Origin of the sequence: Paenibacillus sp. FSL H8-0260 (assembly GCF_045040625.1) — a bacterium.
Classification (GTDB): Bacteria; Bacillota; Bacilli; order Paenibacillales; family Paenibacillaceae; genus Paenibacillus_AQ; species Paenibacillus_AQ odorifer.
In genome coordinates this window covers 5357591-5379353 of the sequence record NZ_CP150298.1, presented here as the reverse complement: position 1 = coordinate 5379353, position 21763 = coordinate 5357591, and the positions used below count along the sequence as shown (strand labels likewise).

Genomic DNA, 21763 nt, shown 5'->3' with positions numbered 1-21763 from the left:
GAAGGATATGGAGATTGATTATGACTACTGCCTATCGTAAAGACTGGGATACTTATTTCATGGACATTGCCTGTATGGTCTCAACTCGTTCACGCTGCTCACGACGACATGTAGGTGCTGTACTGGTGCAAGGCAAGAAGCTGCTTGGTACCGCGTACAACGGGGCGCCAATGGGCGTACCTGATTGCTCAGAGGCAGGTTGTATGCTCTCGGAGCAATATGAGATGGAGATCGTGGATGGCGTAGAGACTATGGTGAAGAAACAGCGCTGCATTCGCACGATTCATGCCGAACAGAATCTTTTGCTATTCACAGACCGGATTGACCGGGAAGGCAGTACCGTCTACGTGACGGATGAGCCTTGCTGGACCTGTGCAAATATGCTGGCTAATAGCGGTATTGTGGAGATTGTGTATTATCGTCCTTACCGTAAGGATATGGAAAAGGTAGAAGCAATGATGGCTGCCAAAGGCATCGTATTTCGCCAATTGGAGAATTATGAGCCGCCAAGTGAAACGATGATTAAAGTAGCGGAGTAGCTGTATTGTACAACCCTAATTGAATAAGATGGCTTGAGGAAGAACCTCTCGTGCGCTTTTATGGCGTATGCAGAGGTTCTTTTTTTTATCTTGCGAAAGGAGGAGAATGGAGGCTTGAAGGAGAGACCCTTATTAGGTTTTACAGTGTGTTGGTTGGCTGGAAGTGCAGCAGCGTGTTTATTCTCAGGGATTAGCTTATGGTTGGCGTGGGCTGGATTACTATTTTTACTGGTTAGTATGAGAGTTTGGGTGAACATAAGCTGGAAACAGCTGGCGATATTTTGTTTGGCGATTAGTTTATCCGCTGGATATTGGGAATGGAATGAAGGCCGTAATTTAAGTCACCTGCCTGAAGCGCTAGGGAGATTATTGTCGGAGTTGAATGAGACTGCCGTGGAGGCTAAGGGGACGATAGTTTCCGTTGTGGAACGGGACGGGGACCGGGTTGATTTCACGATGAAGCTCTCAGAGTTATCGTTGATTACTGAGGAAGATGCCGCTTCACCTGATCCGCGGGATGAACAAGATAAAAGAGTGCATGGGGAGTTAATTATGGTGCAGATCAAACTACTTGCCGAGCAAGAAATCGCTATTGCTGCGGAGTGGCGCAGAGGGGATCAGGTGTCGCTAAACGGTGTACTTGAAGAGCCAGCAACAGCGCGGAATTACGGAGGGTTTGATTATCGGGCCTATTTGCATACGCAGAAGATTCACTGGCTTCTAAAGAGTCAAGGTGCAGAAAATGTGCAAGCAACTGCTCCAGATTCATGGAATCCGTTAATGATCTTACGCTGGAATGATAAAGCGCGGGCAGTTCTTGGAGCGGAGACGGATCGGCTGTTTCAAGCGCGCCACTCTGGATATATGAAGGGTTTGGTGATTGGGATGCAGGATGATCTCGATCCGGATACCTTTAAGCAGTTCTCACAACTTGGTTTGACACATATCCTCGCCATTTCAGGTATGCATGTTGCGGTGTATGTTGGTGTTCTTTTATTTATATTCAGGCGCTTACGGATGACAAAAGAAACCACGCTAACAGTCACCTTAGTGCTCGTTCCTGTATACGTCCTGTTGACAGGTGCGGGTCCGTCTATCGTGCGTGCGGGATTAATGAGTATGATTGCATTGCTCGCTGCACGAGTTGGCATGCTGAAGGATGGACTGAATATTTTGGCTGCAGCGGCACTGGTTATGCTGATTTGGAATCCTTACATGCTGCTCAGTGTCAGTTTCCAGTTGTCGTTTCTGGTGACCTTAGGATTAATGGTCTACGTTCCGCTTATGGACCCTCTGCTGAGCGCACTGCCACGCTGGCTTAAAAGCGCCGTCTCTGTGACTCTAGTTGCCCAGTTAGTCTCATTTCCATTGACGATTTATTATTTTAATCAATTTTCTCTCCTGTCTTTAGTGGCTAATCTGGTTTTTGTGCCCTTTATTACTTTTATCGTATTGCCGTTAGGAACGCTTGCGCTACTGCTTGGACGATTGTGGGGAGATGCCGCGATTTTTTTGGCACATATTACGGAGCTGCTGAATAACGTTACTTTTTATGCGGTTGAATGGATTAATGGTTTTGCTGGCGGAGTTCTGATTTGGCGCTCGCCTTCACTGTTGTGGATCGGAGTGTATTATGTCTTATTGTATGGGCTGTTGTATGCTGCCAGGCTAAGAGTAGAAGCCCGCGCAACACCTCAGTATATGGAGGATGAGACGAGGCCGTTAGCTGAGATTGGTTTATCTGTGAACAAGCACGGCGGGTTTGGGGGAACGGGGAGCGCACAGTATTTTTTGGATGAACCTAAGATTGTACGTTGGAGCGGAGCGATTGTTCTACTATCTGCGGTTGGACTGGGCCTAATGCTGTACAAGGGTTATCAGTCAGAACGTCAGGCGGTTAAAGGGACGATTAGTTACCTGGATATCGGGCAAGGCGACAGTATCCTCATCACTACACCAAAAGGAGCTCATATTCTTGTAGATGGTGGAGGAACGTTAAATTTTGAGCAAAAAGAAGAATGGCGCATTCGCCGCAGCCCGTTCGAGGTAGGGGCTAAAGTGTTGGTGCCTTTGCTTAAAAAACGTGGGATCCACCGTCTGGACGCGATTATTTTGACTCATGGGGATCAGGATCATGCCGGGGGACTCCAAGCCGTTATGGAGGCGATTCCGGTTTCGGCACTGCTTTTTAATGGCACACTCGCTGACCGTGAATCTTATATGGAGATGATGCGGACTGCGCTGGAGAACAATGTTCAACTGTATGCCGTACATCAGGGAATGAGGCTTTCCCCGGATGATAAGACGGAGCTGTCCTTTTTATGGCCGGAAGAACAAGATAGAGAGGGGGCAGCGTCAGGTTCTTCTATGCTGAATAGCATCCCACTGCTGGAGGATCAGAACCACGATTCTGTAGTTTTTCGTCTAGAGATGAACGGAAGAAATTTTCTGTTTACCGGAGATATGGATCTGGAAGCCGAGGAGGAGATTGTGCAGCAAGCCCTGCAAAAGGGCATTAACGCAGGACCTGCCATTGACGTTTTAAAAGTAGCTCACCATGGGAGCAAAACTTCAACAGGCGAGTCTTGGCTGCAGTTTTGGCACCCAGCCGCTGCTGTAATTTCTGCAGGAGTAAATAATCTATATGGTCATCCGAAAGCTGAGGTATTGGAACGTTTGGAAGCTAATCAAGCTGCTATTTTTAGAACGGATCGGCAGGGGGAGATTCAGATGCGTGTGCGGGCCGACGGGATTATTGTGCGTCATAGTTTGCGGAGGGAGCGGATTAGAGAGGTAGTCGAGTAATGTGATTGAGCGCTGGGTGGTGTATGTTAATTTTCGCAGACTCTATAAGCTCCTTTAAAGTCCCTTTAAGGCCCCTTTAAAGCTCCTTTCGTGGTCTTTTACACCACTATAAAATCTAAAACCTTGTTTAGTTGCACTTTGTGCAATAGATCGTAATTTAAAGTAGCTGGTTCTTCATTTAGTTGCACTTTGTACACTTAAAATCTGGAAAAACGCCTATTTTCTAATTTTGAGCAGAAATAGTTGCATGTAGTGCAACTAAATCACTTTATGAGCTGGAAAGATCTTTTTTAGTTGCACAAAGTGCAACTAAACGCTCCATATGAACATATCAAAGCACCTCAGTTACATATTATCGTTGTAGCGATACTAACTTTCACATAAGTTCCTGTTACTTGCTGATGATCCCAGTCCATTTGTTCTAGCACCAGCTGCTCTAAGTATGTAACTGTTGTCCCTGTCTAGCACCAGCTGCTCTAATAATGTAACTGTTGTCCTGTCTAGTACCTGCTGCTCTAACGCAGTAGCTACTGTCCCTGTTCTAGCACCAACTACTCTAATACTGTAACTGTTGTCCTGTCTAGCACCAGCTGCTCTAATACTATAACTGTTGTCCCTCTCTAGCACCTACTGCTCTAACGCAGTAGCTCCAGTAGCCGTCGTCCTCCTCCAGTAATTATTACACGGGCATGCACAATTTATGTAAACGCTTTATAATAGAGATAGAAGATTCTGGTAAACTCTATGCCTACTTAAACTATGTTGCAAAGTGCGGTGGTGAGAAGCTTGTGTCCTCCGTGTTTTGTAGCGAATTAGGAGATGAAGCGATAGTGAATACATATGCAGAATTTAGAGTCACAGCGGAAAGTGTATATGATGTTCAAGTGGAACGCAGTAATCCAATTGGACATGCTTGGCGGATGATCGCCAGGGATCATGAGCAGGTGTTCGGAAAAGCTCCGGTACAAGGAGCAGCAGCTATTGTAATTATTCGTTATGCGACAGAGGATGATGGCTGCCCGGAATGGGCGGAGGGTTTTTGTTTGCGTTTTACAGGTAGTGAAGAGGATCGGATCTTGCATATTATCGGCCGCGATGAATTGGGCATTATTTATGGGATGCTTCATTATAGCCGCCACGTGCTTGGTGTCGATCCCTTCTGGTTCTGGGCGGAGCTTCCTCCTGTTAAGAAAGATGCGATCAATCTACCTGTTTCTGATTACAACAGCATTCAGCCAAAGGTACGCTACCGAGGTTGGTTCGTGAATGATGAAGTGTGTCTTATCGGCTGGAAGGAGGATTATCCTCCGACGGCGGAGGTATGGGAGCCTGTTTTTGAAGCGCTGCTGCGCTGTGGTGGAAATATGGTAATCCCCGGGACGGATTTGCCGAGAAACGGAATTCATCATCAGCTTGCGGTGGATATGGGACTGTGGATCACACATCATCATGCGGAGCCGCTTGGCGCGCAAATGTTCCTGCGTGCTTTTCCGGGCAAGCAAGCCAGCTATAAAGAATATCCAGAATTGTTTGAACAGCTGTGGAGAGAGGCCATCGAGCGGCAAAAAGATGAAAAAACACTCTGGGTGCTCTCTTTCCGCGGACAGGGTGATAAACCTTTTTGGGAGAATGATCCCTCTTTTGATACTCCGGAGAAACAGGGCGATTTGATCTCATTTGTAGTTCGCAAGCAATACGAAATGATCTGTGAATATGTGGACCAGCCTGTGTGCTGTATGGCGATGTACGGAGAAATTGCGGAGCTGTATAAACAAGGAAAGATCGAAGTGCCAGAAGGTGTTATTAAAATATGGGCGGATAACGGATACGGTAAAATGGTGTCGCGACGACATGGCCATCTGAATCTGCGCGTGCCTGCTCTACCCGAGGCAGGAGATCAAGGCAAAAACGGGGTATATTACCACGTCACCTTCCACGACTTGCAGGCCTCCAATCATCTAACACAATTCCCAACGGATTCGTCCTTTATAGTGGAGGAATTACAGGGGGCATTTGCGGCAGGAGCTAGTGAATATCTGCTAGTGAATTCAGGGAATATTTTGCCTCATCTCTATACATTAGATCTGACAGCAAAGTTGTGGATGGATGGAACAGCAGATGCTGATGAACAGCTTCAGACCTTCGTTAACCGTTTCTACACAGCGCAGCAGGGGCGAATTGCACAATTGTACAAAAGCTACTTCAAAAACACCATAGTATATGGTCCTAATGCTGACGACCGCGCAGGCGATGAATTCTATCATCATCCGGCAAGGCAGATTATAGGGCATTGGCTGCAAAATAAGACGGAGAGCGATGAGCGACTGCGCTGGGCCGCAGGGGATGTTCCTTTTGTAGAGCAGGTTCGATGGTTCAGGGATCGAGCTGAGCGAGTAATACTAGTTTGGTATCTGCTGCGAAAGCAGTGCCTAGAGGTGATGGAACTTTTACCCGAAAAAGAGCGAAACAGGCTGCATGTTCAACTGCTAGTTCAAATTGAGCTGCATTGGAGCGGGTGCAGAGGATTATCCTCTCTTTGCCAGGCGTATATGTGTTACCAAGAAGAGCGATTTCCAGAGGCGTTTATCGAAGCTTCTCATGCGGTTTGGGATTATAAGGAGGGCCAGCAGGCTCTTTTACGGGCAGAGATCGGCCAGTGGGAGCATTTTTATCGGGCTGATTGGTTGACCAATATTGCCAACACTATAGATCATGTAGAAACGGCCCGTAAATTTTTGCGGATTCAGGGGGATAGTCCGGATATGTTTTTATGGTATAAGGAATATTTGATGCCCGAGACCGAAAAGCATATCTACCTGGAAAATACGCATCGTAATCCGTTATCAGACGATGAGCTTGCACGGCGGCTACAGGAGAAATTCAGCTCTCTTTAAAAAATATCCACACACCACTAGTGAACGCTTAAACGTTCATCGGTGGTGTTTTTTAATAAATGACCTATTTTTTTATTTTAGAGGGAACTTTTTCAAGTTTGGAAAGTCTTATTAGGCAAGAGGTGAGGCGAAACATGCTAAGCGAAGAGATACCATATACAGCAGCGTACGCGCCCGCAATGAGTTTGCGGGAAATGATGGAGGCGTATGGCTCGGATGTGTGGAATTATGCTTTTTTCTTAACTAGAAGTCGAGAGCAGGCAAATGATATCAGCCAAGAAGTATTTTTGAAGGCGTATAAGAATGTTGGGAAATACCGGGGGCAATCTTCGATGAAAACCTGGCTGCTTACGATTACCAGAAATACGGCCTTCAGTTGGAGCAAAAATAGCTTTTGGCGCAGATTCATAGCCTTGGGTGATCAACCTATTGCTGTTAATGCACCTTCTGCGGAAAATGAAGCCCTTGGCAATCAGTATGCGAACCGTATCTGGGAAATTATTATGACCCTTCCAGAGAAGAACAGAGAGGTGCTTGTGCTAGATATTCAACATGGATTATCCATTGCCGAAATGTCAGATTTGCTGAATGTAGCACAAGGAACCGTGAAATCTCGGCTCGCGCGGGCGAGAGATAAGGTTAAAGAGGCTATCCAGAAGGAGGAGAGGGAATGAAACGCAACGCCGATGATAGTAATCCAGTGATGATCGGGCAGACGGATTGGTATGCGCAAGCAGGCAAAAATCCTTTCATTGAAGATGGTTTTACGCCTGAGTTAATGATGCGGATCGAACAGGCTGCTGCGAATAAAAGTTCAGCTTACAAACGTTATTGGATAAATAAAAATATGGTGTTAACCAGTCTGGCTACGATTTTGTTGATAGGTGCGCTTACCTTCCCTATGGGCATATGGAAAAACACAGGGCCAATCCATTCGTCATCCGTTCAGTCACAAGGCGCAGGCATACTGCCTTCTTCTAGTCCTGCAACTAATGATAAAGCGATAGAGCCTCCGACAAGTCCAGTAGAATTTGAGATTAGCGGTAAGAAATACTACATGCCTTTGCCAATGAACAGAGATAAGAGTAAAGCGTATGCCGTTGAGACAACAGCGGGAATCCTTTGGTCGCCGCCACCCCCGATGGTGGACTACAAGAAGCCAAAGTACACACATCCTACAGAACCGTTCACTCTTTACCTGAGCTCGAAGGACCAGACGGAATTATCGGCTTCTTCAGCTACTAGGATTTATACTTTACCTCTTTATGCAGGAGGGGCAAGTACTTATCAATATTTGAGTGGATTTTTTGGAGCGGGCGATTACGCTCTGCTATTTACCTATACGAAGACTATAGGTTCAGGCATTATGGAGAATGGTAGATTTTTTATTCTAAATGTTAAAAAAGCAGCGACAGGAGAATCTTTGGTACCGAAAGAGCTTACGTCCTTTGATTGGGAGCTATTAGAATATAAGTCAATAATCGCAGTGGATAAGGAGCATGACCTGATCGTATTTAGTTACCTAGAATACCCGGTAGATAAGACATACCAAGACAAAACAGTGCTTTATGATATGGAGACCTTAAGCATTCAAACACCTGCATCGACCATTGGATTTAGAGACATTAATGGACAATCGTTAACCATGGAATATGAGATGAATGGAGAACTTTATAAAGCGGATATTCTTACGAAAGGTGGACCAGGGTGGTTAGATGAAGATTGGGCATTTTTATCAGAAGAGCGACAAAATGAGCTGTATCAGGAATTTTACAGTCAGACTCCCTAGTAGATAAATCACTAAATAAAAGCTATACTTTTTGATAAAGTATTTTCTTTTGAGAAGAGTGGAGCCGAAGCGATGAAGAAGTTAACGATTGATGATGTGGCTCAAAAAGCGGGAGTTTCGAAAAGTACGGTCTCCCAATTTTTGAACAAACGTTTTAAATATATGAGCGAAGCGACGAAAAACCGGATTGAGGCCGTAATTGAGGAGCTTAATTATCAGCCAAATGGTCTGGCACGCAGTCTGAAGCAGAACCGGACGCATATGGTCGGGATCATCGTAGCTAATATTGACTACACGCTGTCAATCCAATGTATCCGGGCGATTGAGAATGAGCTGCAGCATCACGGAATCCAAGTGATCATATGCAACGCAGATGAGAATGCGGAGAAAGAAAGCAAATATGTAGAAACCTTAATCGCTCGTCAGGTGGATGGGCTGATTATTTTTCCTACAGGGAATAACCCGTCTGCCTATAGCAAGCTGGTAGAGGCTGATTTCCCGCTAGTCTTTATGGATCGTCTGGTAGATGGAATCACCACGCAGAGTCTATTGCTGGATAATGAAATGGCGGCAAAGATAGGCGTAGGGCAGCTAATTCAGCAAGGCCATGAGCGGATTGCTCTGGTGTCCCTCCCAATTGGGGAGCATGCGATTACCCCTCGGAAAGAGCGGATTAGCGGCTACAAAAAAGCGATGGAAGAAGCGGGCATAACGCTGCGTGAGGAGTATATTTGCAGTGTATCCAAAGAGGAATTAGCTTCGGGGCTGGAACACTTATTAGCACTGCCGGAGCCGCCAACTGCACTGCTGGCTACGAACGACATCACACTAGCGGAAATTCTGAAATATGCGAATCGAAATGCCATCTCTATTCCAGAACAGTTGTCGGTTATCGGGATAGATGATGCGGAATTCGCGCAAATTTATAATCCGGTCATTACGACAATCCGTCAGCCTGCTTACGAGATGGGGATGCAGGCTGCCAAGATTATACTCTCTTGTATCGAGGATAAGGGAGCTTCTGTTCCAATTACATACCGTTTCCCGCCGACCTTGCAGCAAGGGCAGTCGGTGAAGTCTTACAAATAAGTTTGAACTATAAAAAGGGGAGTGCCCAGCAGCTATTTCTTAGCTTGTTGGGCACTCCCCCTTTTATTGGACCTAACTTTATCTAAACACTAAACTTGGGTTTGATTGGGTAATATTTTCGCGTAAGAAGTCGCTATCGGACTCAGCTGACCTTATATGCAGTATAATCCCATATTTGGAGTACTATCGGACCCCATCGCAGCTATCGGCATGGAAAACATGCTAAATGCCCTTTTTCATAAGGAATAGTGTCACTGGAGTCCGAAACTACGCCGCAAAGGTAAAAAAATTGCAAATAGCGTCTTTTGGGTCCGAAAGCCCCAGAGCGAAGTGATTACACTGCTGAAGCATAGCAATAGCAATAGCAATAGCAATAGCAATAGCAAAAGCTTAGCATAGCAAAGCCAAAGCCAAAGCCAAAGCCAAAGCCAAAGCCAAAGCCAAAGCCAAAGGCATAGCATAGCAATAGCAGCCAATCAGCAACCCAAAAAGCAGAGCAGCGCTCCTCCAATAACGGAGAATCGCTGCTCTGTGTCTTTTTGCAATTATTAGACTTCTTGTTGCATAAACTTCGCAAGTTCCTCACGGGTGGGAAGTCCATCCATATCGCCTGGCGACATGACGGCTAACGCACCGATCGCATTGCCGCGTTTGACGGCCTCAGCAATCGGAAGCTTTTCCAGCATCGCACTGATTACGCCAACCGCAAATCCATCACCTGCACCCACCGTATCAACAACCTGCTCCACCTTGAATCCGTCCACGTAACCTTCCCCAGCAGAGGATTTATAGTAAGCGCCTTCAGGGCCAAGCTTGATGACGACTAAGCTTACGCCACGCTCCAGGTAATAGTCTGCAATCTCTTCGGGTGTGCTCAGTCCGGTAAGGATTTTACCTTCACCGAGTCCCGGCAGGAACCAGTCGCAGCGTGTAGCCAGATCATTGATAGTACTCACCATTGTTTCTGTATCCGGCCATAAGCTAGGACGCAGATTAGGATCCAGAGAGATCGTCTTTCCTTTACTCTTCATAAATTCCATAGCGTGAACAGAAAATTCATGACAGCTCTTGGACAAAGCGGCGGAGATACTTGTAACATGCAGATGTCCTGCGGAATTGAAGTAGGCCTCGTCGAAATCCTCCAGACTAAGCGTGGAGGCCGCGGAGTTTTTGCGGAAGTATTCGACCTTTGGATCGCCGGTAACCACTTTCGATTTGATAAGCATGCCTGTTGAATACTCTTTAGTAAAAGTAATATTGTCCGTATTAATGTTCTCATTCTTCATCGCCTGAGCAATGAATGTGCCAAAGTTATCTTCGCCAAGCTTCGTAACATAACCGGTAGGATGATTCAAACGCGACAAGCCTGTAGCCACGTTGCTTTCTGCACCTGCTAATGCTTTGGAGAACGAAAATACTTCATGCAGAGGACCGGCCTCATTCGCATAAAACATCGCCATCGGCTCCCCGAAAGTGACGGCATCCAGCTGTTTACTCATTTTTAGTTCCTCCTAGGGTAATGATTTTATCCCAGTATAATGATTTGTAATTTGAAATTATCACATAAATCGGTTTTGTACAATAAAAGAATGATTGTTAACCAAAAAACTTTTTTCGTGAAAAGAAAATAATATTTCCGTAAACCCTTGTTTTATAAAGGTTTTTCATATATTTTATTACTTATTTCCACCTGATGTAATAAAAATGTATTGACTGTTAATCGTATTGTTATTACTATTTCCTTATAGAACAAAACGCAATAATTAGTAAATTTAATAAAAAAGTTTATCTAAAAAAGTATTTCCTGTTTATCTATGATCGTACCAAGAGAAAGGGAGTCTACTGATGAAGAAAATGAAAGTATTGCAGAATGTGGCATCCGTCGGGGTTGTAGCGGTTATTCGAGCAGATAGTGCTGAGGAAGCTTTTAAGATGTCCGTTGCTTGTATAGAAGGCGGTCTAAATAATATTGAGGTAACTTTTACTACACCAGACGCGGATGTGGCGATTAAGAGATTGGTTGCTGAGTACGGAAGTCGTGCGGTGATTGGCGCCGGAACTGTCTTGGACCCCTTAACAGCTAGAATAGCCATTCTTGCAGGTTCAGAGTTTGTGGTTAGTCCCTCCTTTGAAGTGGAGACAGCTAAGATGTGTAATCTTTACGGCATTCCCTATATGCCTGGTTGCATGACATTAAATGAAATGAAGGAAGCGCTAAAGTACGGCGTGGATGTGCTTAAGCTATTCCCTGGCAGTGCTTTCGGGCCGGATTATGTAAAAGCGGTTAAAGGTCCTATGCCACATGTGAATATTATGCCGACCGGTGGCGTGGATTTGAACAATATGGAGAAGTGGATTGCAAACGGCTGCATGGCTGTGGGCATTGGGGGGAATTTGACTGCACCGGCGAAGAATGGCCGATATGATCAGATTACCGATCTTGCCGCCCAATATGTGGCGAAGTTTAAAGAGATAAAAGGGATTTAATGTATAGTTCGAACGGAGATTGAAATCCGGATTCGCGTTTTTATTTATAGGCTGTGTGGCTGACAGACGTTGGCCATACAGCCTTTTTATGTTGATTTTCTTTGAGCTGTCCATATTCCTTTTATTCTATGCTTTTTAGAAAGTATAGAATCGGGATAAAGATAATAAACTATATAATAGAAGAGTAGTGATACATGGACTGAACGTCAGGATTTATTATCCAGCCGGGAGTGAGTATATGCCTGCTTATAATGATAAAAAGCTGTATCAAGCAGCGGATGAAGATGATGCTGAGTACGTAGAAATTGAGTCGGCATTCCATGGTTGTAAGGTGACGGAAGGGCAGATCTACAGATTAGAGCGCAATTACAATAACCCTCAATTATTTGAGAATGGAGAAGCCTATGTGGTGGATGATGAGACTAGGGAAAACTACGCGGTCTTTATGCTCTGCAAAATTGCGCTCTATAAATAGAGTTTCTTGCTCGATACCGGAGGGTAATATTTAAGACAGACGGCTTCATTTCCGACAAGGGGATAGGCCGTTTCTTTTGATGTCATTTTTGTTACTAAGATAGTGAAAAAGAGTATTTGAATGATTGTTGTTTCCCCTGTATGCTTAGTAGGAATTATTGGCTGTGCAATGCGGGATAGCGCGTTGTAACGGCTGGCTTAACATGACGTTCTAAGAAAAGTTTGGTATTCTAAAAATATTAATTACACGGTTGCAACAAATTCGCAGTCTTGCGCGTCAGTAAGATTGCATAGAGAGGGGGAACCTTCGTGGTGGAGCAGGGACTCATCAGAGCCGCTCAAGCGGGCGATCGCGACGCTCTAATCACCCTATTGCGAGAAATTGAAGGACATGTATATAAAACGGCCTTCTACATTTTGCATAATGAACAAGATGCGTTAGATGCATCTCAGGAAGCCTTGATCCGGGTTTATACAAAAATCGGCTCATATGAGGAGAAGGCCCAGTTCAAAACGTGGGTTCAGCGAATCGTCACTAACATTTGCATTGATAAATTCAGAAGAACTAAACCTACAGTTTCTATTGATGAACATGAAATGGTGTTTCAGGATAAACACAATGTGGAACGTGAGGTTCTATCCTCTTATTTAGCTGAGGATATACGCGAAGCGATTGATCAATTGCCCGAGCATCATCGGACAGTCATCGTCCTGCGCTATTTACAGGATTTTTCTTACAACGAGATTGCAGATTGTCTGGATTTGCCCTTGAATACAGTGAAATCGTACTTATTTCGGGCTAGACAGCAACTGCAGAATAGACTTCAGGAGTACCAGAAAGGTGGTGTATCGGGATGAAATGCGCGGAGGTGATGGAATGGATGCACCGCTATTTAGACAAAGATTTGAGTCAAGATGAGATTGTTGAGATGTTCCGTCATATCGATAATTGTCCTTCCTGCGCGGAAGTCTTTGAGCGCCTGACACTTCTCTCCAATGAATTGGAGCAGTTGCCAGACGTGAAACCCCCGTTTAGTCTGGTTGACTCTATTTTACCTCAGCTTGCAGAATTGGATCGAAGCAGTCGTGAACAGAGTGCTGTGAGATCTGAGGAGCCGGTTGTTGTCCCATTTTCACGTGAAAGCTCCCGCGGTAAACCTTCCAAGGGAACCTCTATAGCAACACGGACAGGCATTGGAGCTATTGCAGCTGCCGTTCTATTAGGGATCGCAATATTTAATATGCCCGATAAAATGCCTGGGGCAGAAGTAGAACAAAGGATGCAGGATAGTGCTAAAACAGCCAGCGATGATACTAAGGATACAGCAATGGAATCACAAGCTTCTATTACTGCTAACTCTGATGGAGCTTCACCTGCAGCTGGTGGAGAGAACGAGGGCGCTGCGCAGTATAAGACGGATGCACCGGAGATGAACGAAGATAACGCCGCTTTAGATAGAGCGACGGGACTAGTGGACCCTACCTCGATGCCAAGTGCACCGGCGGATGCAGCTGATGCGGGAGCTGGAGGGCGGTCGATCACTGAACCGCCTCAAAGCGCAGATCCTAAGCCGACAGCGAAGATTGCTCCGCCAAGGCAGGATGTCGCCACGAAATCTCATAATTCAGATTCTAGCAACGCCAGTAGCAATCAGCTAAAGGTGGATAATAAGGAACAAACTGCTGATATGAATTCAGACAGCGCAGCTGATTCTGCTCCGCTGATGGAGGATTCTTTAAAGATTCCTTATGACTATGGACGGGAAGTTATGAGCTTAAGCAGTTCTGAAGATCCTAATGTGCAGACCTGGACTTCTCCTGATGGTCAGTATGCTATAGAATTTGTTGGGCTGCAGCTTGTGATTTATAAGAAGTCGCCAGAGGGCTCAGCGGAAGAACGGTTAGCCGTAAACTCTTATCCGCTAGAAGGAAATTGGATTTCTGGTGAATGGTCTGCGGACAGCTCGAAGTTTACGTACGTGACTGAAAAAGATGGTGTGAATGTAACCAAGGTGTACACTGTACAGGAAGCAGCTTCTTCAAGTCCGGCTGTATCCCCTGGGGCGACACCAACGAACACTCCAACCTCATCTTCAACAAATTAAAGTGGGGTTGGAACTTTTTTCGAAGTTTCTGAATATACTATATCAACAGGACAGGAACTAGAAAGTATAGGTTTTGCAGAACATCGGTATGACCGCCGGATGTGGAGTTTCTAGAGCTTCGCACTCCGTCGTTTATATAGATGCGCCGCTTAAACGGAGAGGCTTTGGCCATGGCTGCCAGAGTTTCTCCGTTTTTGCATGCATTTTTGTAGTTTTTTTTGCTACAATAGAACTCTGGACAAAATGGGCTAGATGAATGGAAAAGGAAGTGGCGGGATGGATGCCAAAACGGCGATAAAAGAAATCAAACAAGGGAAGATCTCACCGTTATATGTTTTATATGGCAGTGAGAAATTTCGAATGAATGAATTCACGGCACTGCTGGAAGAACAGCTGATTGCTAAAGAGGATCGTGATTTCGCAGTTATTCCCTTTGATCTCTCTGAGACGCCGGTGCAGGCTGTGGTAGAAGAAGCGGAGACTGTGCCATTTATGGTAGAACGTAAATTATTGCTGGTGCGGGATGCCTCGTTATTTACAGCGGGCAAAGAAAATGCCAAACTGGAGCATCGTATAGATCTTTTAAGTGACTATTTGCAGCATCCTGTAGACTTCAGTGTAATCGTCTTTATGGTGAATAATGATAAGCTGGATGAGCGTAAAAAAATTGTGAAGACTGTCAAATCAGTGGGCACAGTATTAGCCTTTAATCCGCTGGGAGCAGAAGAGCTGCTGCGCTGGGTGGAAAAAGGAATTCGTGAGCGGGGTTGTGTAATGGCACCTGGCACGGCAGAAATTCTTATAACGAATGCAGGCACAGGCTTGCAAGGTTTATCTGCAGAGATGGACAAGCTTTGTTTATTCGCTGGTAAGGGCGGCACTGTGGATGCGGGGGCCGTAGAGAGTCTGGTACACCGTGGAACAGAACAAAATGTGTTTACGCTTGTTGAGGATATCGCTAATCTGCGTCTTGATAAGGCGCTTGATACCTTATATGAGCTGCTGAAGCAGCGTGAGGAACCGATCAAGATCGCAGCATTGGTTGCGCGGCAGTTCCGCATTATTTTGCAGGTTAAGGATTTATCAGCACATAGTTATTCGCAGGGACAGATTGCGTCACAGATCGGATTGCATCCATATGCGGTTAAGCTTGCTGGGGAGCAGGCCCATAAGTTCTCCAGTGAACGATTGCGGCAAATCTTAAGTGCATTGGCGGATCTGGATTATAAAATGAAAACAGGGGCTATAGACAAAGTGCTAGGGCTGGAGCTGTTCATGCTGCGTTTAGGTGTCTGAGCTAAGAAGGGGAAAAAGTATTGGAGATGATCTGACTATGAAAAGAATATTTCAATATTCGGCACTGCTGTTACTCGTTCTATTAATTAGTTCCTGTGGCAAAACGGATACTAATTCACCGTCAGGTTCAGCTTCTGAGTCGCCTGCGAATTCGAATACCTCTGCAGATGCACCTTCTTATTTTGGGGAATGGAGTGTACAAGGTCTAGTAGGTTCTACACCTGTCTCGGCAGCGGAGGATGAAAAGCTTATTGGCATGCGGGTAACTTATTCGCAAGAAAAGGCATCTTTTGATAAAGATGAAATTATGAACCCTGAATATAAAGAAGAGAGCATTACAAAGGATGACTTTTTTAACGAATACAGAAATAAATTAAGTGACCTTGGCATCGAGACGGAATCGGTTAAGACGGTATCTATAAATAATTGGACGAATCCCGGCAGCAGTTTTATTGTTAAAGACGATCAAACGATGATTTTCTTATGGGATGGTAACTATTATGAAATGAAAAAAGAGAATAAATAAATGAAAGAAGACCGCCTCTCTGAGGCGGTCTTCTTTCATTTAATAAACATCTCTTAAAAGTAACTAACACTACTTATTATTAATTAATAGACACAAAAAAACCTAACCGTATGAAGCATAGCGGTCAGGTTCTTCAATTGCTCATTATGAATGTCGTCTTAGGCTTGAGCCGTAAGAGCGTTCAATTTCTTCGCCAAGCGGGATTTTTTGCGGGCAGCCGCATTTTTATGAACCAGACCTTTACTTACGGCCTTGTCCAGCTTTTTGGAAGCAGCTAGGAAAGCAGCTTGAGCAGTTTCTACTTCCGTACCAGTCAGAGCTACATCAGCAGTTTTCACAGCTGTACGAAGCGCGGATTTTTGGGAAGCATTCAGTGCACGGCGTTTTTCGTTCGTGTTTACGCGTTTAACCGCGGATTTAATATTTGGCATTGCATTCACCTCCTGTAAGACATTCGAAATCATTATCAAATGATTCACAACTTAAAATAGTTTAGCATGACCGGTAGCAAAAAGCAATACTTAAAGCTTTCAAATTAAACCTCCGTATCCTGCATAAACATTGGCTTTCTCTCGCACACTATCGACAAAAGAGCATAGGCAGAAGCTTGCCAAATGAGGATGAACTCATGGAAGTGTATGCTTACAAAACTAAGCAGCCGCTTTCGAAGTGAGTTTTGTTCGAAGTAATTCATGGAAGTGTATGCTTACAAAACTTTTAGGAGGCTGGTACACAATGGAACCGGATCTGCAGCTATATTCTGTGCGCACCGATTTGGCATTAGAGGCAAAGGAAATGGCTCAAGGCCCACAAAGAACGCCGATCCCTGGTGTGAACGAAGAAGTGGAAGAGTCTGATGGGATTAAAGTGACCCGTCTTGGTGTAGCTAATGCTGCCGGATCACAGGCAATAGGACGCGCAATTGGCAACTATGTAACCCTAGAGGTACCCGCTCTACGTGGCGGAGATACTGGCTTGCAGCAAAAGGTAGCTGAAGTTTTTGCCCGCGAATTTGAGGACTTTTTGATCAGAATTGGGATTGGCAAGGATGCATCTGTGTTGATTGTTGGTCTTGGTAACTGGAATGTTACACCGGATTCACTGGGTCCGTTGGTGGTGGAGAACTCACTCATTACGCGGCAGTTCTATGAGCTGGTTCCGGATCAGATCTCCCCTGGTTATCGTAAGGTGAGCGCTATTGCTCCTGGAGTGCTTGGGCTGACTGGGATTGAGTCGAGTGAAGTCGTGCAGGGAATCGTGGATCGGACGAAACCTGAGCTTATTATCGCCATAGATGCGTTGGCATCCCGGTCACTGGAGCGTATCAATACGACGATTCAAATTGCCGACATTGGGATCCATCCCGGTTCGGGGATTGGCAACAAGCGACGTGGATTAACCCAAGAAATTCTGGGTGTGCCTTGTATCGCAATCGGAGTGCCCACTGTCTGCTATGCCTCAACTATTGTAAATAATGTGCTGGAGATGATGAAAAATCACTTCGGGCAAGGAGCAAACCATACGAAGGAAATCATGGGGATGCTGGACGATATCTCTGAGCAGGAACGCTTGTCATTAGTGAAGGAAGTGCTTGAACCTCTGGGGCACGATTTGATCGTCACTCCCAAGGAAATCGATGAATTTATTGAAGGGATCGCGAATATTGTGGCCAGTGGTCTGAATGCGGCTTTACATGATGCGGTTGATCCTGAGAATGTTGGCGCGTATACCCACTAACTGAATTATGGTTTGTTTAGCCCGGCGGGATGCTGAATTAAGGTATCCTGTACGGGCTTTATGTCTATTCTCTCATTTTCGGTTCTAGTATTGCTCTTGCGCTCATAGATTTGGAGTATAAGAGATTACAGAGGGCTGGAGGAGGACATAACTACAATGAATAAAAAATGGTTTCAGCTTTGGAACATCGGCCGTTTAAGGGGAAAAATGCTGGATGTTTTATCGCTGGGGAGAACGATGCTGCTGTTAGCCGGAGGTTCGCTAGTATTTTTTATGCTGCTTGGAGCCGGTGGATTGGCCGGACAGAAGCTTAGCTCTTCACCCATTCCTTCAATGAAGGGGCTTGCTGCCTCACTGTCTAGTGGTTTTTTCATGGAGCTGCTGGGGATGGAGGTGCCGCATTTACCGCAGGGTAAAGAGCCTTCCGCTTTTTCAGGTGAAAAGGTAACTTCTTTCGTATTTCAGTTGCTAACCAGTGTGAATCCAGGTGACCCTAAGAGTCTAGTCTCTCGTGAAGTGCCGGGGATGGCGGCGGATGATCCATTTCTTTTGCGGAAAGGTTCAGGTGGATCTACAGGAGCACCAGTGGATTATCATCCTGGGACTGATGAACTGGCTGAGGGTGGTGAAGATGCAGAAACTTCTGTTCCGGACGAAGGGGACAAGCATGGAGATACTACAACACAGCAGCCTGAAGCGACGGTTGCACCATCCCCTGAACCATCAGCGGAGGAAGGGACGGATAAGAGTGATCCGCAAAGCGGCACAGACAGCACTAAGGATACCTCGATCAAACGGATTCTAATCTATCATTCACATCCTAGAGAGGCCTACAACCCTCTGTTAGGGGCAGCAAATGAAAATCCCAGCTCCGGAGTTTCAACTAAAAATGTAATGCTGGTAGGATCATATATTACGAAAAGACTGGAACAGCTCGGGATTGGTACGGTTCATGCCAAAGAAGATTTTCCAACCAAAATCACCGACTATAACTGGAACTTTTCCTATAAATATTCCCGGATCTTGGTTAAATCAGCACTCAGCGCAAATGAGGAAATGGATAGTTTTATCGACATTCACCGCGATTCGCAGCGTCATAGCAAAACAACAGCTGTTATTGACGGGAAAAGCTACGCACAGGTCTATTTTATTATTGGACATGCAAATAAAGACTGGAAGAAGAACGAAGAGTTTGCCAATAAGATTCATCAACAGCTTGAAAAGAATTACCCGGGAATATCTCGTGGGATATGGGGAAAAGCTGCGGGTAAAGGCAACAACGGAGAGTACAATCAGACCCTGTCTCCCAATAGTGTTTTGATTGAAGTGGGCGGAATTGATAACTCGGCTGAGGAATTAAAGCGTACGGCTGATATTTTGGCGGATGCTATCGCTGATGTTTACTGGAGCAGTCATGACGCTGAGAAGGTGAACGCACCTGAAAAAGTGGCGAATCCCACTACAACACCAAAGAAATCAAACGGAGCTTCTTAAAATAAATTACCAAGGATTAAAAAGGAGTGGTGTACATGTCGCGTTTCGGAAGAAAACTGGTTATGGTCGGGATTTGGGCAGGGATTGGCATCCTCTTAGGGATGCAGTTCGGCGGAAGCGGGGGGTCAACAGTCTCTAAGATTCTGCCCGGCTGGAATGCCAGTCCGACTACACCCACCAGTCAAGTAACAGGCATGCAGCCACAGCCACAACTGCAAAAGAATGGTGTGACACAGGGTGGGCAGACTTATGTATATGTGCCAATGGTGATCGATCCTGTCACAGGTGCCTATACGGCCGTCTCTCCTTTGCCTCAAAATAGCAATATAACGCCAGCCGATCCTCCTCAACAAGTTGTGGATGATTATAGTACGAAATCTCCGGAGCAAATTCTAATTCCTGAGGAGCAAAAGCCTACAGTCGATGTTCTGGCAGATAAGACGGCAGGTCTCTTGCAGCAGGCTTCCCAGAAGGGAATCCGCTGGGTAGTTTCATTGTTCGCTTCGGCAGAAAATTAACAGCAAATTTAGAAGAAACGGTTATTTCACGGGATCGTGTATAGCTGTTTCTTTTGTTTTGGGCCAGCGCGGGATTGATGGAGTAAGCTTGTACTGTTATAATAAGTGGATTAATATCAGGCTGTCTGTGGGGGTAAGGAATGACTGACGTTCAGAAAAGACAACAACAAATTCGCAATTTCTCGATTATTGCACATATAGACCATGGTAAATCGACACTAGCTGACCGCATTTTGGAATACACGGGGGCACTAACCACGCGTGAAATGCAGGAACAGGTACTCGATCAGATGGATCTGGAGCGCGAACGTGGTATCACAATAAAGCTGCAAGCCGTGCGTTTAACCTATCGTGCAGACGATGGTGTAGAGTATTATCTCAACTTGATTGATACACCGGGGCACGTCGATTTCACCTATGAAGTTTCCCGCAGTCTTGCAGCATGTGAAGGCGCACTGCTGGTTGTGGATGCGGCTCAAGGAATTGAAGCACAGACGCTGGCCAATGTGTATTTAGCACTGGATAATAACCTGGAAATCCTACCTGTGCTCAACAAAATTGATTTGCCAAACGCTGACCCTGACCGGGTAAAGCAGGAGATTGAGGATGTTATCGGGCTGGATACCAGTGAAGCGGTTATGGCATCTGCCAAAGCCGGTATCGGAATCAAGGAAATTCTGGAGCAGGTGGTGAAGCAGGTTCCTGCGCCATCCGGTAATTCAGAAGAGCCGCTTAAAGCATTGATCTTTGACTCTCACTACGATCCTTATAAAGGCGTTATCGTCTATGTGCGCGTAATGGACGGGAAGATCCGTGCAGGTTCGAAGATTAAGATGATGGCAACTGAGAAGACCTTCGAGGTCATTGAAGTTGGCGCATTTATGCCACGTATGACCATTGTCGATGAATTGAACATCGGTGATGTTGGCTTTATCGTAGCTGGGATCAAGCATGTTGGAGATACCCGTGTCGGTGATACTGTCACTGATGCAAAGAATCCTACTGCTGAGCCGCTTCCGGGTTACCGTAAGATCAACCCGATGGTATATTGCGGGTTGTATCCGATTGAGACCTCCGATTATAACGATCTTCGTGAGGCACTGGAGAAGCTCCAGCTAAATGATGCTTCGCTAAGCTTTGAGCCGGAAAGCTCAAGCGCACTTGGATTTGGTTTCCGTTGCGGTTTCCTTGGACTCTTGCATATGGAGATTATTCAAGAGCGGATTGAGCGCGAGTTCAATTTGCCGCTAATCACAACAGCGCCGAGTGTTATTTACCGAATTATGCTGACCAATGGCGAAATGATCCAAATCGACAACCCGTCACATTATCCGGAGATCGGTACGATTGACTATATTGAAGAGCCGTATGTTAAAGCAGCGATCATTGTGCCTAACGACTTCGTGGGTACTGTAATGGAACTGTGCCAGAACAAACGCGGCGAGTTCGTAAATATGGAATATCTAGATACTAATCGTGTAACAATTACGTACGAGATTCCGCTGTCAGAGATCGTTTATGATTTCTTTGATCAGTTGAAATCCGGTACAAAAGGATATGCTTCTTACGACTATGAAATTTGCGGATACCGCCGTTCTAATCTGGTCAAGATGGATATCTTGCTTAACAATGAGCAGGTCGATGCCTTGTCCTTTATCGTTCACCGCGATCGTGCCTACAACCGCGGACGTATCATTTGTGAGAAGCTGCGGGGGATTATCCCGCGTCAAATGTTCGAAGTGCCGATTCAAGCCTCAGTGGGTACGAAGGTGGTTGCGCGTGAAACCGTTAAGGCGATGCGCAAAAACGTACTTGCTAAATGTTACGGCGGCGATATTTCCCGTAAACGGAAGCTGCTGGAGAAGCAAAAAGAAGGTAAGAAACGCATGAAGCAAGTGGGTAGTGTAGAAGTACCACAAGAAGCGTTTATGGCAGTACTGAAGATCGATGAGTAGAAAATAGGTAGAGCCGGGAGAATATCCCGGCTCTATTTTTTTAAGCAGGAGCAGA

General features: G+C 45.5%; 18 protein-coding genes. 16 read left to right on the top strand and 2 right to left on the bottom strand.

Annotation, left to right across the window (positions count from 1 at the left end):
* The first annotated feature begins 20 nt into the window (after positions 1-20).
* The 6 genes from MHI51_RS23940 to MHI51_RS23915 all read left to right on the top strand — a co-directional run bounded on the left by MHI51_RS23940 (position 21) and on the right by MHI51_RS23915 (position 9116).
* On the top strand, positions 21-539 hold the full coding sequence (locus MHI51_RS23940; protein WP_076137388.1) for a dCMP deaminase family protein: 519 nt from the start codon (positions 21-23) through the stop codon (positions 537-539).
* Positions 540-653: 114 nt separating this feature from the next.
* Positions 654-3344, top strand: a complete 2691-nt coding sequence (locus MHI51_RS23935; RefSeq protein ID WP_076277241.1) for a ComEC/Rec2 family competence protein — start codon at positions 654-656, stop codon at positions 3342-3344.
* A gap of 830 nt (positions 3345-4174) precedes the next feature.
* The gene (locus tag MHI51_RS23930; RefSeq protein ID WP_405173304.1) at positions 4175-6238 is read left to right on the top strand and encodes a glycosyl hydrolase 115 family protein; all 2064 of its coding nucleotides are present in this window, start codon (positions 4175-4177) and stop codon (positions 6236-6238) included.
* A 134-nt stretch (positions 6239-6372) separates the two neighbouring features.
* On the top strand, positions 6373-6912 hold the full coding sequence (locus MHI51_RS23925) for an RNA polymerase sigma factor (protein WP_076220530.1): 540 nt from the start codon (positions 6373-6375) through the stop codon (positions 6910-6912).
* Positions 6909-8027, top strand: coding sequence for a hypothetical protein (locus MHI51_RS23920; protein ID WP_076220529.1), 1119 nt, complete (start codon positions 6909-6911; stop codon positions 8025-8027). Before MHI51_RS23925 ends, MHI51_RS23920 begins: the two co-directional genes overlap by 4 nt.
* Positions 8028-8099: 72 nt before the next feature.
* A complete protein-coding gene (locus MHI51_RS23915; RefSeq protein ID WP_076179378.1) occupies positions 8100-9116 on the top strand; it encodes a LacI family DNA-binding transcriptional regulator in 1017 nt (338 codons plus the stop codon).
* Between the two features lie 548 nt (positions 9117-9664).
* Here MHI51_RS23915 and MHI51_RS23910 read toward each other — a convergent pair.
* Positions 9665-10615 (bottom strand): sugar kinase, encoded by a 951-nt coding sequence (locus MHI51_RS23910; RefSeq protein ID WP_076221033.1) that lies wholly within the window; start codon positions 10613-10615, stop codon positions 9665-9667.
* Between the two features lie 346 nt (positions 10616-10961).
* Here MHI51_RS23910 and MHI51_RS23905 point away from each other — a divergent pair, with 346 nt between their 5' ends.
* The 6 genes from MHI51_RS23905 (at position 10962) to MHI51_RS23880 (ending at position 16004) form a co-directional block, all read left to right on the top strand.
* Entirely contained in the window at positions 10962-11603 is a 642-nt protein-coding gene (locus MHI51_RS23905; protein ID WP_038572952.1) for a bifunctional 2-keto-4-hydroxyglutarate aldolase/2-keto-3-deoxy-6-phosphogluconate aldolase, read from the top strand.
* 238 nt (positions 11604-11841) lie between these two features.
* Positions 11842-12078: a hypothetical protein gene (locus tag MHI51_RS23900; RefSeq protein WP_038572950.1), complete on the top strand. Its 237-nt coding sequence runs from the start codon at positions 11842-11844 to the stop codon at positions 12076-12078.
* 308 nt (positions 12079-12386) lie between these two features.
* Positions 12387-12935 carry an RNA polymerase sigma factor gene (locus tag MHI51_RS23895; RefSeq protein WP_036677530.1) on the top strand — a complete coding sequence of 183 codons (549 nt, stop codon included), beginning with the start codon at positions 12387-12389 and terminating at the stop codon, positions 12933-12935.
* Positions 12932-14182, top strand: coding sequence for an anti-sigma factor (locus tag MHI51_RS23890; protein ID WP_076277231.1), 1251 nt, complete (start codon positions 12932-12934; stop codon positions 14180-14182). Before MHI51_RS23895 ends, MHI51_RS23890 begins: the two co-directional genes overlap by 4 nt.
* A gap of 276 nt (positions 14183-14458) precedes the next feature.
* A complete protein-coding gene (gene holA, locus MHI51_RS23885; protein WP_036677525.1) occupies positions 14459-15478 on the top strand; it encodes a DNA polymerase III subunit delta in 1020 nt (339 codons plus the stop codon).
* 37 nt (positions 15479-15515) lie between these two features.
* Positions 15516-16004: a hypothetical protein gene (locus tag MHI51_RS23880; protein WP_076219578.1), complete on the top strand. Its 489-nt coding sequence runs from the start codon at positions 15516-15518 to the stop codon at positions 16002-16004.
* A 158-nt stretch (positions 16005-16162) separates the two neighbouring features.
* On the opposite strand, the gene rpsT is transcribed toward MHI51_RS23880, so the two are convergent.
* Positions 16163-16435 carry a 30S ribosomal protein S20 gene (gene rpsT, locus MHI51_RS23875; protein ID WP_036677521.1) on the bottom strand — a complete coding sequence of 91 codons (273 nt, stop codon included), beginning with the start codon at positions 16433-16435 and terminating at the stop codon, positions 16163-16165.
* Positions 16436-16739: 304 nt separating this feature from the next.
* Between rpsT and gpr the strand changes: the two genes are divergently transcribed.
* The 4 genes from gpr (at position 16740) to lepA (ending at position 21708) form a co-directional block, all read left to right on the top strand.
* On the top strand, positions 16740-17741 hold the full coding sequence (gene gpr, locus MHI51_RS23870; protein ID WP_036677518.1) for a GPR endopeptidase: 1002 nt from the start codon (positions 16740-16742) through the stop codon (positions 17739-17741).
* Between the two features lie 156 nt (positions 17742-17897).
* Entirely contained in the window at positions 17898-19235 is a 1338-nt protein-coding gene (locus MHI51_RS23865) for a stage II sporulation protein P (protein ID WP_076129693.1), read from the top strand.
* A 35-nt stretch (positions 19236-19270) separates the two neighbouring features.
* Positions 19271-19753, top strand: a complete 483-nt coding sequence (locus tag MHI51_RS23860) for a hypothetical protein (protein WP_405173303.1) — start codon at positions 19271-19273, stop codon at positions 19751-19753.
* A 140-nt stretch (positions 19754-19893) separates the two neighbouring features.
* Entirely contained in the window at positions 19894-21708 is a 1815-nt protein-coding gene (gene lepA, locus MHI51_RS23855) for a translation elongation factor 4 (RefSeq protein WP_036677511.1), read from the top strand.
* The last annotated feature ends 55 nt before the right edge of the window (positions 21709-21763 follow it).

What these genes read in the sequence shown, in the direction of transcription:
- holA (WP_036677525.1), top strand. Translation starts at nt 14,459, where the DNA reads ATGGATGCCAAAACGGCGATAAAAGAAATCAAACAAGGGAAGATCTCA.
- MHI51_RS23910 (WP_076221033.1), bottom strand. Translation starts at nt 10,615, where the DNA reads ATGAGTAAACAGCTGGATGCCGTCACTTTCGGGGAGCCGATGGCGATG.
- MHI51_RS23925 (WP_076220530.1), top strand. Translation starts at nt 6,373, where the DNA reads ATGCTAAGCGAAGAGATACCATATACAGCAGCGTACGCGCCCGCAATG.
- MHI51_RS23915 (WP_076179378.1), top strand. Translation starts at nt 8,100, where the DNA reads ATGAAGAAGTTAACGATTGATGATGTGGCTCAAAAAGCGGGAGTTTCG.
- lepA (WP_036677511.1), top strand. Translation starts at nt 19,894, where the DNA reads ATGACTGACGTTCAGAAAAGACAACAACAAATTCGCAATTTCTCGATT.
- MHI51_RS23905 (WP_038572952.1), top strand. Translation starts at nt 10,962, where the DNA reads ATGAAGAAAATGAAAGTATTGCAGAATGTGGCATCCGTCGGGGTTGTA.
- MHI51_RS23865 (WP_076129693.1), top strand. Translation starts at nt 17,898, where the DNA reads ATGAATAAAAAATGGTTTCAGCTTTGGAACATCGGCCGTTTAAGGGGA.
- MHI51_RS23880 (WP_076219578.1), top strand. Translation starts at nt 15,516, where the DNA reads ATGAAAAGAATATTTCAATATTCGGCACTGCTGTTACTCGTTCTATTA.
- rpsT (WP_036677521.1), bottom strand. Translation starts at nt 16,435, where the DNA reads ATGCCAAATATTAAATCCGCGGTTAAACGCGTAAACACGAACGAAAAA.
- MHI51_RS23900 (WP_038572950.1), top strand. Translation starts at nt 11,842, where the DNA reads ATGCCTGCTTATAATGATAAAAAGCTGTATCAAGCAGCGGATGAAGAT.
- MHI51_RS23940 (WP_076137388.1), top strand. Translation starts at nt 21, where the DNA reads ATGACTACTGCCTATCGTAAAGACTGGGATACTTATTTCATGGACATT.
- gpr (WP_036677518.1), top strand. Translation starts at nt 16,740, where the DNA reads ATGGAACCGGATCTGCAGCTATATTCTGTGCGCACCGATTTGGCATTA.
- MHI51_RS23890 (WP_076277231.1), top strand. Translation starts at nt 12,932, where the DNA reads ATGAAATGCGCGGAGGTGATGGAATGGATGCACCGCTATTTAGACAAA.
- MHI51_RS23920 (WP_076220529.1), top strand. Translation starts at nt 6,909, where the DNA reads ATGAAACGCAACGCCGATGATAGTAATCCAGTGATGATCGGGCAGACG.
- MHI51_RS23860 (WP_405173303.1), top strand. Translation starts at nt 19,271, where the DNA reads ATGTCGCGTTTCGGAAGAAAACTGGTTATGGTCGGGATTTGGGCAGGG.